Annotated in this window: 10 protein-coding genes and 2 pseudogenes; 6 read left to right on the top strand and 6 right to left on the bottom strand. The window is 58.8% G+C overall.

Annotation, left to right across the window (positions count from 1 at the left end; genetic code table 11):
* Window positions 1-68: 68 nt before the first annotated feature.
* Both HZ993_RS09720 and zwf read right to left on the bottom strand, forming a co-directional pair.
* Window positions 69-917 (bottom strand): MurR/RpiR family transcriptional regulator, encoded by an 849-nt coding sequence (locus HZ993_RS09720; protein ID WP_209397470.1) that lies wholly within the window; start codon window positions 915-917, stop codon window positions 69-71.
* A 39-nt stretch (window positions 918-956) separates the two neighbouring features.
* Window positions 957-2,423, bottom strand: a complete 1,467-nt coding sequence (gene zwf, locus HZ993_RS09715) for a glucose-6-phosphate dehydrogenase (RefSeq protein WP_209397468.1) — start codon at window positions 2,421-2,423, stop codon at window positions 957-959.
* Between the two features lie 68 nt (window positions 2,424-2,491).
* On the opposite strand from zwf, the gene tal reads away from it, so the two are divergent.
* The 4 genes from tal (at window position 2,492) to HZ993_RS09695 (ending at window position 7,267) form a co-directional block, all read left to right on the top strand.
* Window positions 2,492-3,439 (top strand): transaldolase, encoded by a 948-nt coding sequence (tal, locus tag HZ993_RS09710; protein WP_209397466.1) that lies wholly within the window; start codon window positions 2,492-2,494, stop codon window positions 3,437-3,439.
* A gap of 4 nt (window positions 3,440-3,443) precedes the next feature.
* Window positions 3,444-5,096, top strand: a complete 1,653-nt coding sequence (pgi, locus tag HZ993_RS09705; protein WP_209397464.1) for a glucose-6-phosphate isomerase — start codon at window positions 3,444-3,446, stop codon at window positions 5,094-5,096.
* Between the two features lie 282 nt (window positions 5,097-5,378).
* Window positions 5,379-6,644, top strand: coding sequence for a winged helix-turn-helix domain-containing protein (locus HZ993_RS09700; protein ID WP_371816977.1), 1,266 nt, complete (start codon window positions 5,379-5,381; stop codon window positions 6,642-6,644).
* A complete protein-coding gene (locus tag HZ993_RS09695; RefSeq protein ID WP_209397460.1) occupies window positions 6,641-7,267 on the top strand; it encodes an HAD family phosphatase in 627 nt (208 codons plus the stop codon). The genes HZ993_RS09700 and HZ993_RS09695 overlap by 4 nt, the downstream gene beginning before the upstream one ends.
* A 261-nt stretch (window positions 7,268-7,528) precedes the next feature.
* Here HZ993_RS09695 and groL read toward each other — a convergent pair whose 3' ends face one another.
* The 3 genes from groL to HZ993_RS09680 form a co-directional block, all read right to left on the bottom strand.
* Window positions 7,529-9,187, bottom strand: a complete 1,659-nt coding sequence (gene groL, locus HZ993_RS09690; RefSeq protein WP_209397458.1) for a chaperonin GroEL — start codon at window positions 9,185-9,187, stop codon at window positions 7,529-7,531.
* A 72-nt stretch (window positions 9,188-9,259) separates the two neighbouring features.
* Complete coding sequence (locus HZ993_RS09685; RefSeq protein WP_209397456.1) at window positions 9,260-9,553, bottom strand: co-chaperone GroES; 294 nt, start codon at window positions 9,551-9,553, stop codon at window positions 9,260-9,262.
* 261 nt (window positions 9,554-9,814) lie between these two features.
* A complete protein-coding gene (locus tag HZ993_RS09680; protein ID WP_209397454.1) occupies window positions 9,815-10,111 on the bottom strand; it encodes a hypothetical protein in 297 nt (98 codons plus the stop codon).
* A 44-nt stretch (window positions 10,112-10,155) separates the two neighbouring features.
* On the opposite strand from HZ993_RS09680, the pseudogene HZ993_RS09675 reads away from it, so the two are divergent.
* Window positions 10,156-10,308 (top strand): annotated as a pseudogene (locus HZ993_RS09675) (IS3 family transposase); the annotation flags it as partial.
* Between the two features lie 529 nt (window positions 10,309-10,837).
* On the opposite strand, the gene HZ993_RS09670 reads toward HZ993_RS09675, so the two are convergent.
* Window positions 10,838-11,251: a hypothetical protein gene (locus tag HZ993_RS09670; protein WP_209397452.1), complete on the bottom strand. Its 414-nt coding sequence runs from the start codon at window positions 11,249-11,251 to the stop codon at window positions 10,838-10,840.
* 326 nt (window positions 11,252-11,577) lie between these two features.
* Here HZ993_RS09670 and HZ993_RS09665 point away from each other — a divergent pair.
* A pseudogene (locus tag HZ993_RS09665) lies at window positions 11,578-12,452 on the top strand (tyrosine-type recombinase/integrase).
* The last annotated feature ends 1 nt before the right edge of the window (window position 12,453 follow it).

Below are 12,453 nucleotides of genomic sequence, written 5' to 3'. Positions count from 1 at the left end.
GTTAAGGGTTTCAAGTCAAAAACCCCGCTACGGCAACGTAGCGGGGTTTTTGCATTCTTGGTGTCGTTTCAGGTGTAGCGTTTGCTGCGCAAATTGCTCTTCATTTCGCGCAGCAGGGGTTGCAGCGTCGCTCCACCAATGCGCAGTGCCATGCAGGTGGCCAGGATGTCGATGATCATCAGGTGCAAGAGGCGCGAGACCATGGGGCTGTACTTGTCAAAGCTCTCCGGATGGTCGGCGCTGAGGTGGATATGCCCCGCGCTGGCCAAGGGTGAACCGCTGGCGGTGATCACAATGGTGGTAGCGCCGTTTTTGCGCGCGATGTCGCAGGCGTCCATCAAGTCCCGGGTGCGACCGGAGTTGCTGATGACGACCACACAATCCCCCGGCTCCAACGCCGATGCACTCATGACCTGCATGTGCCCGTCACTGTAGGAAACCGTGTTGACACCCAGGCGGAAAAACTTGTGGTGCGCGTCCTGGGCCACCACGCCCGAATTACCCACACCGAAAAACAGGATGCGGTGTTTGTCCTGGTAGGCCAGCAGCAAGGCGGCTATGGCCTTGTCCAGCGCGAGGGTGCTGGCCTCGTTGCGGTATTTCAGGAAGGCGGCCACCGTGTTGTCGATGACCTTGACCATCACGTCCGAGGTTTTGTCATCGGTGTCCACACTGCGGTGGATAAACGGCACCCCCTCGTTAACCGTGCCTGCCAGTTTGCGCTTGAAGTCGGCAAGCCCGTCATAACCCACGCTGCGGCAAAACCGCACCACAGTGGGTTTGCTGACGTGTGAGCGGTCGGCCAGCACGCTGACCGGCAGCTTGGCAAACATGCGCGGGTCTGCCAGGCAGAGTTTTCCCACACGTTGCTCCGCAGGGGCCAGAGAGGGAAGGGCAGCCTGAATACGGTCTAGCATGGCAAGCCGACCTTGTGTGTGGGTTTCAAATACATACTTTTAGCTTTCTTCAGACCAGCAATAACCGTCACGGGCAATCATCGCGCTGGATGCACTCGGCCCCCAGCTACCGGCAGCATACATGCGCGGGCCCTGGGCATCATTGGTCCAGTGGTTCATGATGGGCTCCACCCAGCGCCATGCCTCCTCTTGTTCATCGCTGCGCACAAACAGGTTCAGGCGGTCGTCGATCACGTCCAACAGCAAGCGCTCGTAGGCGCCTACACGCTCGGAGCCAAAACGTTTGTCAAAGTCCAGGTCCAGTTGAACTGGCACCAGGGCTTGCGCTGCACCGGCCTTGGCCTGGCGGTTGTTTTGTCCTTGCGCCAGTAGATGCAGTTCCAAGCCATCCTTGGGCTGCAGGTTGATGACCAGGCGATTGGCAACCCCAATCTGGGAGTTAAAAATCGCATGCGGCGTGGGCCGGAAGTTGACCACGATGTGGGCATCACGGCCCGTCAGGCGCTTGCCGGTGCGGATGTAAAACGGCACACCGGCCCAGCGCCAGTTGGCGATTTCGGTACGCAGTGCGACAAAAGTTTCGGTATTGCTCTGCGGGTTGACGCCTAGTTCTTCGCGGTAACCGGGCACCTTGGCGCCATCGATGCTGCCGCTGGCGTACTGGCCGCGCACCACGTCTTGTGTCAAAGACTCCTGTGTCCAGGGCTTGAGTGAACGCAGCACCTTGAGCTTTTCGTCGCGGATGGCATCGGCGTGGGAGTTGATGGGTGGCTCCATGCCAATGGCACACAGCAGTTGCAAGGCGTGGTTCTGCACCATGTCACGCAGCGCGCCGGTGGTCTCGTAAAACGCGCCGCGTTTCTCCACACCCAGGTCTTCAGAGATGGTGATCTGGATGTTGGCAATGTGCTCACGGCGCCACAGGGGCTCAAACAGGGCGTTGCCAAAACGCAGCGCAAACAGATTTTGTACCGCGGGCTTGCCCAGGTAGTGGTCGATGCGAAAGACCTGCTTCTCGTCAAAAAACCGGCGCACCGTGTGGTTGATGGCGCGGTTGGAGGCCAGGTCGTGCCCCAGGGGTTTCTCCAGCACGATACGCGTGTGGGGCGTGTTGAGTTTGGCGGCCGCCAGCTGTTCACAGACCGTGGTGAACAGACTGGGCGCGGTGGCCAGGTACATGACCACAGTATCCGCATTGCGGGACTGCAGTGCGTTAGCCAGGTGGATGTAATCCTCGGGCTTGGACAGGTCCATGCGGACAAAGTCCAACAGGGCGGCAAAACGCGCAAACTCTTCTGCGCTGGGCCGTTTGGCCAGGTCGACCTTGTCAAATCGCGCCTGGATCAGCGACCGGTACTGCTCGCCACTCAGGTCGTCCCGCCCTACGCCGATGATGCGTCCGCCCTCGGGCAGAGAGCCGTGGCGAAAGGCCTGAAACAGCGCGGGCATGAGTTTGCGCCAGGCCAAATCACCCGTGCCACCGAACAAGACAAGATCAAAGCTCATAGAGAAAATTTTGGAGTTACATGAAAGAAGACACGGTAATGTAACTTTGTTTCACGGATAATTCAACCATGAATCAACTCGACGCACTCAAACAATTCACCACGGTCGTAGCCGACACCGGCGACTTCAAGCAACTCAGCGCCTTCCAGCCGCAGGACGCAACGACCAATCCTTCGCTGATCCTCAAGGCGGTGCAGAAGCCCGATTACGGGCCATTGCTCAAGGACACAGTGGCACAGTTCCGTGACCGCCCGTTGGATGAAACCATGGACCGACTGCTGGTGCGTTTTGGTTGCGAGATCCTCTCCATCATCCCCGGGCGTGTATCCACCGAGGTCGATGCCCGCCTGAGTTTTGACACCAGTGCCACCGTGGCGCGTGGCGAGCGCCTGATCGAGTTGTACCAGGCACAAAGCATTCCGGTGGACCGTGTGTTGATCAAGGTAGCCGCCACTTGGGAAGGCATTCAAGCCGCCCAGCAGCTGGAGCGCAAGGGTATTCACACCAACCTCACTTTGTTGTTTTCGTTCTGCCAGGCCGTAGCCTGCGGCCAAGCCAAGGTGCAACTGATTTCCCCGTTTGTCGGCCGCATTTACGACTGGTACAAGAAGTCTGCCGGTGCCGCCTGGGTGGAGACTGAACGCGCCGGTGCCAACGACCCTGGCGTGTTGTCCGTCACCCAGATCTACAACTACTACAAGAAGTTCGGCATCACCACCGAGGTCATGGGTGCGAGCTTTCGCAACGTGGGCCAAATCACGGCGCTGGCAGGATGTGACCTGCTGACCATCAGCCCTGACCTGTTGGCCACTCTGGCCGCCACGGAGGCTCCGCTGGAAAAAGCACTGGACGCCAACCGTGCCCATCAGTTGGACCTGCAGCCTGTGCAATATGACGAAGCCGGTTTCCGCTACGCCCTGAACGAAGACGCCATGGCCACTGAAAAACTGGCTGAAGGCATTCGCGCTTTCTGTGTGGACGCCGTCAAGCTCGAACAGCTGATGCTGGCTGCGTGACGCCATGACCCGTGTTCGTTGTGACCGCACCGCCGCCTGGGGTGCACTCCAAGCCGCGTTTGCCAACGGCGCCGCCGGGATGGATTTGCGCCAGGCTTTTGCCAGCGACGCCGAACGTTTTGCGCGCTTCAGCCAGTCCGCGCCCCATGTGTTTGCGGATCTGTCCAAGAACCTTTGGGATGCGGATACCGAAACCCTGTTGCTGAACCTGGCGCGCGAATGCGGTGTGGAGGCACACCGCGACGCGATGTTTGCCGGCGCGGCCATTAACAACACGGAGAGCCGTGCGGTGATGCATTGGCTTTTGCGCTTTCCGCCCCTAGCCCCCGTTGGATATAACGGTTATGCTATAGAAAATGTAGCTAAAGAGCTGAGCCAGGTGCACACCACGCTGGACGCCATGCTGGCCTACGCCCAAACCGTGCGCGACGACGCAGCCATTACCGATGTGGTCAACATCGGCATTGGCGGCTCCGACCTGGGCCCACAAATGGCGGTGCTGGCACTGGATGCGTTTGCGATACCCGGCAAGCGCTTCCACTTCGTATCCAACGTGGATGGTCACGAGCTGGACGCGGTGCTGAAGAAACTCAAGCCCGAGAGCACACTGTTTCTGATTGCCAGCAAGACCTTCACCACCATAGAGACCATGACCAACGCGCGCTCGGCCAAGGCCTGGTTTGCGGCGCAGGGTGGCACGGACACGGCGCGGCACTTTGCGGCGCTGACGACCAATGTGGAGGCTGCTAAGGCCTTTGGCATCAGCACCACCTTTGGTTTTTGGGACTGGGTCGGCGGACGGTATTCGTTGTGGTCGGCCATAGGCCTGCCGCTGGCGATGGCGATCGGGCCTCAGGGTTTCAAAGCCTTTTTGGCCGGTGCACACGACATGGACGAACACTTTCGCACCGCGCCGCTGGAGAGCAACCTGCCGGTGCGCCTGGGCCTGCTGGATGTCTGGTACCGCAACTTCCATGGCTTTACCAGCCGCAGCATTGCGCCGTACCACAGCGCGCTGAAACGTTATCCCGCTTACCTGCAGCAGCTGGAGATGGAGAGCAATGGCAAACGCGTGGACGCCGCGGGCGAGGCCCTGCCGTTTGCCACCTCACCCGCGCTATGGGGAGAGCCCGGTACCAACGGACAACACGCCTACTTTCAGATGCTGCACCAGGGGACCGATGTGGTGCCGGTGGAGTTTGTGGCGGTGAAAAAAGCCAGGCACGCGTTAGAAGGCCACCAGACATTGCTGCTGGCGAATGTGCTGGCGCAGGCGCAGGCGCTGATGGTGGGCAAGCACGACGCCGCCGGGCCGTCCCAAGGCGACGTAGCCCCCTTGGGGGGCAGCAAGTCACACGCAGTGGACGCGCGTGGGGGCATAACGCCCACGGGTGGGCACAAGAATTTTTCTGGTAACCGCCCCAGCACCTTCTTGTTGTTGGATGAACTCACACCGACCACGTTGGGTGCTCTGATTGCCTTGCAGGAGCACCGTGTGTTTGTCAGCGGCTCCATCTGGGGTATTAACAGTTTTGACCAGTGGGGCGTGGAGCTGGGCAAGGTCTTGGCCAAGGACGTGGAGGCTAGGTTGTTGAGTGGCGAAGCTTCTGGCTTGGATGGTTCCACGGCAGGTTTGTTGGGCTTGCTGCGGGCTTGAGTCTTTCGCGTTGCGCCATTTCTACGGATGCGGCGGCCAACAGGCTGACTGCGGCGGGCTCATGGTGCCAAACGCGCACAAATCGCCCGCCGCAGTCAGCCTGTCGGCCTGCTGGCGCACGGACTGGAAGCCCACGTCGTTGGGTGGCACAAAGTTTTCGCGTTACCCGAGCAGTGCGAGGGGTATGCTGGCGGGCGATTTGCGCGCGTTTGGCACCATGAGCCCGCTGGCATACCTCTCGCGCTGCGCCCCCACTTCTTGAGACTTTGCTCCAACATGACGATGCCCCGTCTTTCCGTGCACCAAGCCCGCGCCCTGCACCTGGCGGCGCAGGGCCTGCTGGCACCGCCATCGAAGGCAGCCACGCGTGCGGCTGTACGCGGCGCCATCCAACGCATGGGCCTGCTGCAGATCGACACCATCCATGTGGTCGCCCGCAGCCCCTACCTGGTGCTGTTTTCGCGCCTGGGGCATTACCCACGCAACTGGCTGGAAGATACGCTAGCTGCGGGCCACATCTTCGAGACCTGGGCGCATGAAGCCTGTTTTGCGCCGGCGGACGACCTGCTGCTGCACCGCACCTACAACCGCAGCGCGCGCAGCCATTGGGGGCTTGCAAATGCCCAGAAGACACACACATCCCACCGCCCCCACCTGGACAGGCTGCTGGCCCACATCCGCGACAAGGGCCCGGTGAAATCCTCCGACTTTGAACGCACCGAAGGGCAGGGCGGTGCCTGGTGGGGCTGGAAGGACGAGAAACGCTGGCTGGAGGCCTTGTTTGCCAGCGGTGAGCTGATGGTGACCCGGCGCGACAATTTCCACCGCGTCTACGACCTGAGTGAACGGGTCGCCCCTGCCGCCCTGGCGCTGGAGGCCGCTGCCGCCGCGTTGGACGCGCAGCAGATCCACGACCAGTTTATCGAGCGCTCCATCGCCGCGCTCGGCATCACGCAGGCGCGCTGGATCAACGACTACTTTCGCATCAAACCGCGCTTGAGGGACTCTGACCTGGATGCACTGGTGGACGCGGGCCGTGTTCTGCGTGTGGCCGTAGAGGGCTGGGATGCACCGGCCTATGTACACCGTGATAACCAGACTCTGCTGAAGAAGGCTGCCAAAGGCCAACTGGAGGCCACACACACTACCCTGTTGTCACCCTTTGACCCCGTGGTGTGGGACCGTGAGCGTGGCTCGGCCCTGTTTGGTTTTGACTACCGGCTGGAGTGTTACACGCCCGAGGCCAAACGTATCCACGGCTACTTTGTACTGCCCATCCTGTGCCGCGGTGAACTGATTGGCCGGCTGGACGCTAAGGCGCACCGTGCCGAGGGTATCTTTGAGGTCAAAGCCCTGTATGCCCAGCCGGGCTGCAAGTGGCGCGACGACCAGGTGCAGGCCGTGGCACAGGCCATCACCGACTGTGCGGCCTGGCACGACACGCCTGAGGTGCGAATCGTGCAGTCCCAACCGGCCGGGTTGAAAGCAGCGCTGGCACGGGGTATCAAGCGCCAACACCAACAAACCCTGGAGAAAACTACCGCATGAATTTTGTATTTGATTTTGGCGCCGTGTTGTTCACCTGGAAGCCCGCTGACTTGATGGCCCAGACCTTTCCAGAACGCGCCGGCACACCCGAGGCGGCTGCCGAACTGGCACACGCGATGTTTGCCCACGCGGACTGGAACAGCTTTGACCAGGGCACGCTGGAGATGGATGCGCTGGTCGGCCGCACGTCCGAGCGGCTGGACCTGGACGCTGCGGTGTTGCACGAACTGGTGGCCCACATCGGCGAGCGCCTGCAACCCATACCCGAAACCGTGGCGCTGCTGGAGCGTTTGCACAGTCTGCGCGACCAGCACCCCGCACTGCGTCTGTATTTCCTGTCCAACATGCCCAGGCCCTACGCCCGCGCGCTGGAGAGGCGCCATGCGTTTCTGCAGTGGTTTGACGGTGGCATTTTCTCCAGCGATGTGCTGCACATCAAACCCGACCCGACGATCTACCAGCTGCTGCAATCCCGCTACGCCCTTGAGCCCACCCACACCCTGTTCATCGACGACCTGCTGGCCAATGTGCTGGCAGCCCAGGGCCAGGGCTGGCACGCGGTGCAGTTCGAATCGGCCCCGCAGCTGCAAACCCATGTAGCGGCCCGGTTCGGGTATCTATAGGCTCCCTACCGGGTGCTTGTAAGCAAAATAGCGCTCTAGCCCCCGTGAAATGGACCTGAGTAGCTATTAAATCAATAGTAATCAGACAACAAAAAACCCGCCCGGTTCGCACCCGGCGGGTTTTTTGTTGTGTGCAGAGGCGCGCAATAACGCACCTCGACGCAGCATGGTGATCTACAGCTAGGCGTTTGGGCGCTGACAGTACCTACAGGTACGGCAAGCCCAAACAACGACGCTGTAGGTCGCCAGGCAAGGAGCAGATTACATGCCCATGCCGCCCATACCACCCATTCCGCCCATACCACCCATGTCACCGCCGCCCATGCCGCCAGCCGCTTCTTCCTTAGGAGCTTCTGCAACCATGCACTCGGTTGTCAACATCAGCGATGCGACAGACGCTGCGTTTTGCAGGGCTGTACGTGTCACCTTGGTGGGGTCCAGGATACCCATTTCGATCATGTCGCCATAGGTGTCGTTGGCAGCGTTGAAGCCGTAGTTGCCCTTGCCGGCCAACACAGCGTTCACCACGACCGACGCTTCGCCGCCAGCGTTGTACACGATCTCGCGCAGGGGCGCTTCGATGGCGCGCAGCACCAGCTTGATACCGGCTTCCTGGTCGGCGTTGTCACCCTTGATGGCGCCAGCAGTTTGCTTGGCGCGCAACAGTGCAACACCGCCACCAGCCACAATGCCTTCTTCCACGGCAGCGCGGGTAGCGTGCAGTGCGTCTTCCACACGGGCTTTCTTTTCCTTCATTTCGACTTCGGTGGCAGCGCCAACCTTGATCACGGCAACACCGCCAGCCAGCTTGGCCACGCGCTCTTGCAGCTTTTCACGGTCGTAGTCGGAAGTGGCTTCTTCGATCTGCACGCGGATTTGCTTGACGCGGGCTTCGATGTCGGCAGCAGCACCAGCACCGTCGATGATGATGGTGTTTTCCTTGCTGACTTCGATGCGCTTGGCAGAACCCAGGTCAGCCAGCGTCACTTTTTCCAGCGACAGGCCGATTTCTTCAGCGATGACCTTGCCACCGGTCAGGATGGCGATGTCTTCCAGCATGGCCTTGCGACGGTCACCAAAGCCTGGAGCCTTGACAGCCACAACCTTCAGGATGCCGCGCAGGGTGTTGACCACCAAAGTTGCCAGGGCTTCGCCATCGACATCTTCAGCAATGATCAACAAAGGACGGCCAGCCTTGGCGACTTGTTCCAGGGTAGGCAGCAGGTCACGGATGTTGCTGATCTTCTTGTCGAACAACAGCACAAACGGGTTGTCCAGCAAAGCGGCTTGCTTTTCTGGGTTGTTGATGAAGTAAGGGGACAGGTAGCCGCGGTCAAACTGCATGCCTTCAACGACTTCCAGCTCGGAGTCGAGGGACTTGCCGTCTTCCACAGTGATCACGCCTTCCTTACCGACTTTGTCCATGGCGTCAGCGATGATCTTGCCGATGGTCTCGTCGCTGTTGGCAGAGATGGAGCCAACTTGCGCGATTTCTTTGGAAGTGGTGGTGGCTTTGGAAGCCTTCTTCAGCTCGGCGACCAGGGCTGTCACAGCCTTGTCGATACCGCGCTTCAGGTCCATGGGGTTCATGCCTGCGGCTACGTACTTCATGCCTTCGCGCACGATGGCTTGCGCCAGCACGGTAGCGGTGGTGGTGCCGTCGCCAGCGATGTCGGATGTCTTGGAAGCAACTTCCTTGACCATCTGCGCACCCATGTTTTGCAGCTTGTCTTTGAGTTCGATTTCCTTGGCCACGGACACACCGTCCTTGGTCACGGTGGGGGCGCCGAACGAGCGCTCCAGAACCACGTTACGGCCCTTGGGGCCCAGGGTCACTTTGACCGCGTTGGCCAAAATGTTCACGCCTTCAACCATGCGTGCGCGGGCTTCGCCGCCGAAAATTACGTCTTTTGCTGCCATGATGGACTCCTGATTAGTGAAATAAACCGCTAGCCCCCGTAAACACTACGGGTCTAGCTATAAATTTGATAGTTACTTGGATTCGACAACCGCGAACAGGTCGTCTTCTTTCATGACCAACAGCTCGTCGCCAGCGACCTTGACGGTCTGGCCGCTGTACTTGCCGAACAGAACACGGTCACCGACCTTGACGTTCATGGCAATCAGATCACCCTTGTCGTTCTTCTTGCCTGGGCCAACGGCCAAGACTTCACCTTGATCAGGCTTTTCTGCAGCGCTGTCAGGGATAACGATGCCGGAAGCAGTCTTGGTTTCGTTTTCGACGCGTTTAACAATCACGCGGTCTGCCAAAGGACGCAGTTTCATGGGGAATCTCCTGGTTTTGAAACAATTACAAACTCAAACGTGCGCCAACTACGAGAAGTTGGTGCTCATTAACTTGCGGCCAAGGGTGGTGTTAGCACTCAATACCGACGAGTGCTAATGATAAGGGTATTTGAAGAAGTTTCAAGACCGGGGGGGGCCAGAGACCTTAATGCGGAATGACACTGGACTTTCACTTCTTTGCCATTGAACATTCACTTTTGCCATAAAAGTGATCAGTTCGTGACCACTACTCGAAAAGCGCTATAGGCCAAAGGCATCTGCTACTGCGGCTTGTACCTCGGCTACAGCTGGGAAACGCCCATCACGAACCGCAAAGAAAATCTCTACAAGCTCTTGGATCGATATAGGCTCATCAGCTTTATCGCCTGAGGCGCCGGCCATGATTGAAAGCCCATCCCGGTTGGCGAGAACAAAATCACGCAAATATCGCGTTGCCGCATCAGATTTGCTAATTGACGGCCATTGAATGTGTTCTAGCTGATGATCTACCCATCGATCAAGGCAGCGACGCGGCTCTACCCCACCAACAGGCCACATGGCAAATTGCAGCCTATTGGTTTTGAACCAGTCCCGCCAGGCCCGAACGCATCAAGCGCCACATCTATGCCACCAGGCAGGACGCCAAGTCTGACGTGTTTGATTACATTGAAGGTTTTTACAATCGAGTCCGCAGGCACAGTCACCTAGACCAACTGAGCCCGCTGGCATTCGAGCAACTTCGAACTGGAAGTTGATTTATGTCTACGGAAGCGGGTGAAGTCCATCGATCACTTTCTGGGCCAGTTCGTTGGAAGGCTACCCCCTGCCGATAAACGTTCGCCTTTTTGAGGTTCATTTCGGAGTCGAAGCCACCGTGAACGTTTTTGACGACGACGACAGCCAGTCCTACGATCTCATCAGCATAGGACGCTTCTAGTCGGAGTCGATAGTGAGTCGGGGTCTCCGAGCGCTCCGAAATACGGAAAACACAGTCGATAAACCCCTCTTCACTGTATTGATCGAGGATCGGGTTTCCGAGAACGTCAGTCTTCATGGGTGTTGCGGACCATGCGGGCAATGGAAGAAGTATGAGAGAGAGCAGGAAGTGCTTCATAGGCTCTAGGAGCTACCAGATGGGACATGCTCGTAGGAAAGGCTGACATGCCGGCGGAGACCATCTCATATCTTGCACTTTGTGGGAACAAAGCGATTTACTAGCACTTGGCCCGAAGGTAAAGCATCACTTCGCGGAGAGACATCGCAATTACTCGACTTACTAGGCGTCTACGACCTCTTAGTTCCAAACCACTGTTGCGATTTACTACTGAACATCAGGAAAAGGGCGGCCGTCTGGAGCGCGATCTGAGAAACCATGTTGGCTTGAAGTAGCTTAGGTAATCCAAGAAACACATGGGGTGAAGTGAATATCAAAGCTATGGCGCTCAGGGTTCCCAGGATAAAAATAACGGCAAACAACCAGCGCCCCCAATTGCGACGTGCGTTAATCAATATCGCAATTAACGCTAAGAGTCCTGCGGTTAACACCCCAATCGCGGTCGTCATGCCTAGCGTAGCGCCTTCAATAGGTACCAAATTCAGCACTTGTGCAGCCGTAACAACAAGAGTGAGGGCGGTGGAGATCCAAAGGCATAGTGCAGCTCTTCTTATCGTTTGAGGTTGTGAGAATTCGTTTGTCATACTCTGTTTGCTTGAAAATGGCCTGCCCGATCGTGGGTCGCATAGTAGCTCAATAGTCCTCCAGGCAATGTGACCATTCCCGCTTCGAACTGGACCTAAGGTCTCCCATTTAGGATGGTTGCCTGGACGATACCTATAGCCTGCTAGAAAGCAGTCATTGGCCAATGTCTGCAACTGGCCCGGTCCGGTAGTCGAAACAAGCGAGTTGGACTAAACCGCTCCCGCGGTAGTCCCCACGCCAGCGCATGTAGTTTGCGCTGAGGACCTGTGCATACCTATGTTGTGAACTGAGGCAATTGGCCTCGTTTCACAACAGGAGCACAGCCATGCAATCACCCAACCACCCGGTCTCACCCTTGCGCCTACGCATGCTCGAAGACATGCGCCTGCGCCAACTCGCACCCAAGACCCAGGCCGCCTACATCCGCGCCGTCTCCAAACTTGCGGCGTTTACCAAGCAGTCCCCCGACACCGCCAGCGCCGAAGACCTGCGCCGGTTCCAGTTGCACATGGTCGATGCCGGCACCTCCCCATCACGCTCAACGCCACCATCACCGGACTGACGTTCTTCTTTGACGTCACGCTGGGCCGCCCCGACGTGATGGCCAGGATGCAGTCGGTTCGAGTGCCTCAGAAACTACCGACGGTCCTGAGCCGCGAGGAAGTGGCCAGACTGCTGGGCGCGGTCGGCCACATCAAGCACCAGACCGCGCTATCGGTGGCCTACGGCACCGGATTGCGTGTCAGCGAAGTGGTGGCGCTCAAAGTAACGGACATCGACAGCGAGCGCATGACGCTGCGCGTGGAACAAGGCAAAGGCAGCAAGGACCGCTATGCCATGCTCTCGCCCATATTGCTGGAGCGCCTACGGGTCTGGTGGCGCGTGGCACGGGCCCAGGGCAAGATGCTTGACGGCGGTTGGCTGTTTCCGGGGCGCGACCCCATCGAAGCGTTGACGGCCAGGCAACTCAACCGCGCCATCCACGAAGCCGCAACACTGGCCCACATCGACAAGCGCGTATCCATGCATACCTTGCGCCACAGCTTTGCCACACATCTACTGGAACAGAAGGTCGACATCCGCGTGATCCAGGTCATGCTGGGCCACAAGAAGCTGGAAACCACCTCCAAGTATGTCCAGGTGGCCACCGACATCCTGCGCGAAGTGCTGTCTCCTCTGGAAACGCTACAAGCAGCATAGG

Source organism: Rhodoferax sp. AJA081-3 (assembly GCF_017798165.1).
Lineage (GTDB): Bacteria > Pseudomonadota > Gammaproteobacteria > Burkholderiales > Burkholderiaceae_C > Allorhodoferax.
This window is presented reverse-complemented; position numbering and strand designations above follow the sequence as displayed.

What these genes read in the sequence shown, in the direction of transcription:
- zwf (WP_209397468.1), bottom strand. Translation starts at nt 2,423, where the DNA reads ATGAGCTTTGATCTTGTCTTGTTCGGTGGCACGGGTGATTTGGCCTGG.
- HZ993_RS09720 (WP_209397470.1), bottom strand. Translation starts at nt 917, where the DNA reads ATGCTAGACCGTATTCAGGCTGCCCTTCCCTCTCTGGCCCCTGCGGAG.
- HZ993_RS09700 (WP_371816977.1), top strand. Translation starts at nt 5,379, where the DNA reads ATGCCCCGTCTTTCCGTGCACCAAGCCCGCGCCCTGCACCTGGCGGCG.
- pgi (WP_209397464.1), top strand. Translation starts at nt 3,444, where the DNA reads ATGACCCGTGTTCGTTGTGACCGCACCGCCGCCTGGGGTGCACTCCAA.
- tal (WP_209397466.1), top strand. Translation starts at nt 2,492, where the DNA reads ATGAATCAACTCGACGCACTCAAACAATTCACCACGGTCGTAGCCGAC.
- HZ993_RS09695 (WP_209397460.1), top strand. Translation starts at nt 6,641, where the DNA reads ATGAATTTTGTATTTGATTTTGGCGCCGTGTTGTTCACCTGGAAGCCC.
- HZ993_RS09680 (WP_209397454.1), bottom strand. Translation starts at nt 10,111, where the DNA reads ATGTGGCCTGTTGGTGGGGTAGAGCCGCGTCGCTGCCTTGATCGATGG.
- HZ993_RS09670 (WP_209397452.1), bottom strand. Translation starts at nt 11,251, where the DNA reads ATGACAAACGAATTCTCACAACCTCAAACGATAAGAAGAGCTGCACTA.
- HZ993_RS09685 (WP_209397456.1), bottom strand. Translation starts at nt 9,553, where the DNA reads ATGAAACTGCGTCCTTTGGCAGACCGCGTGATTGTTAAACGCGTCGAA.
- groL (WP_209397458.1), bottom strand. Translation starts at nt 9,187, where the DNA reads ATGGCAGCAAAAGACGTAATTTTCGGCGGCGAAGCCCGCGCACGCATG.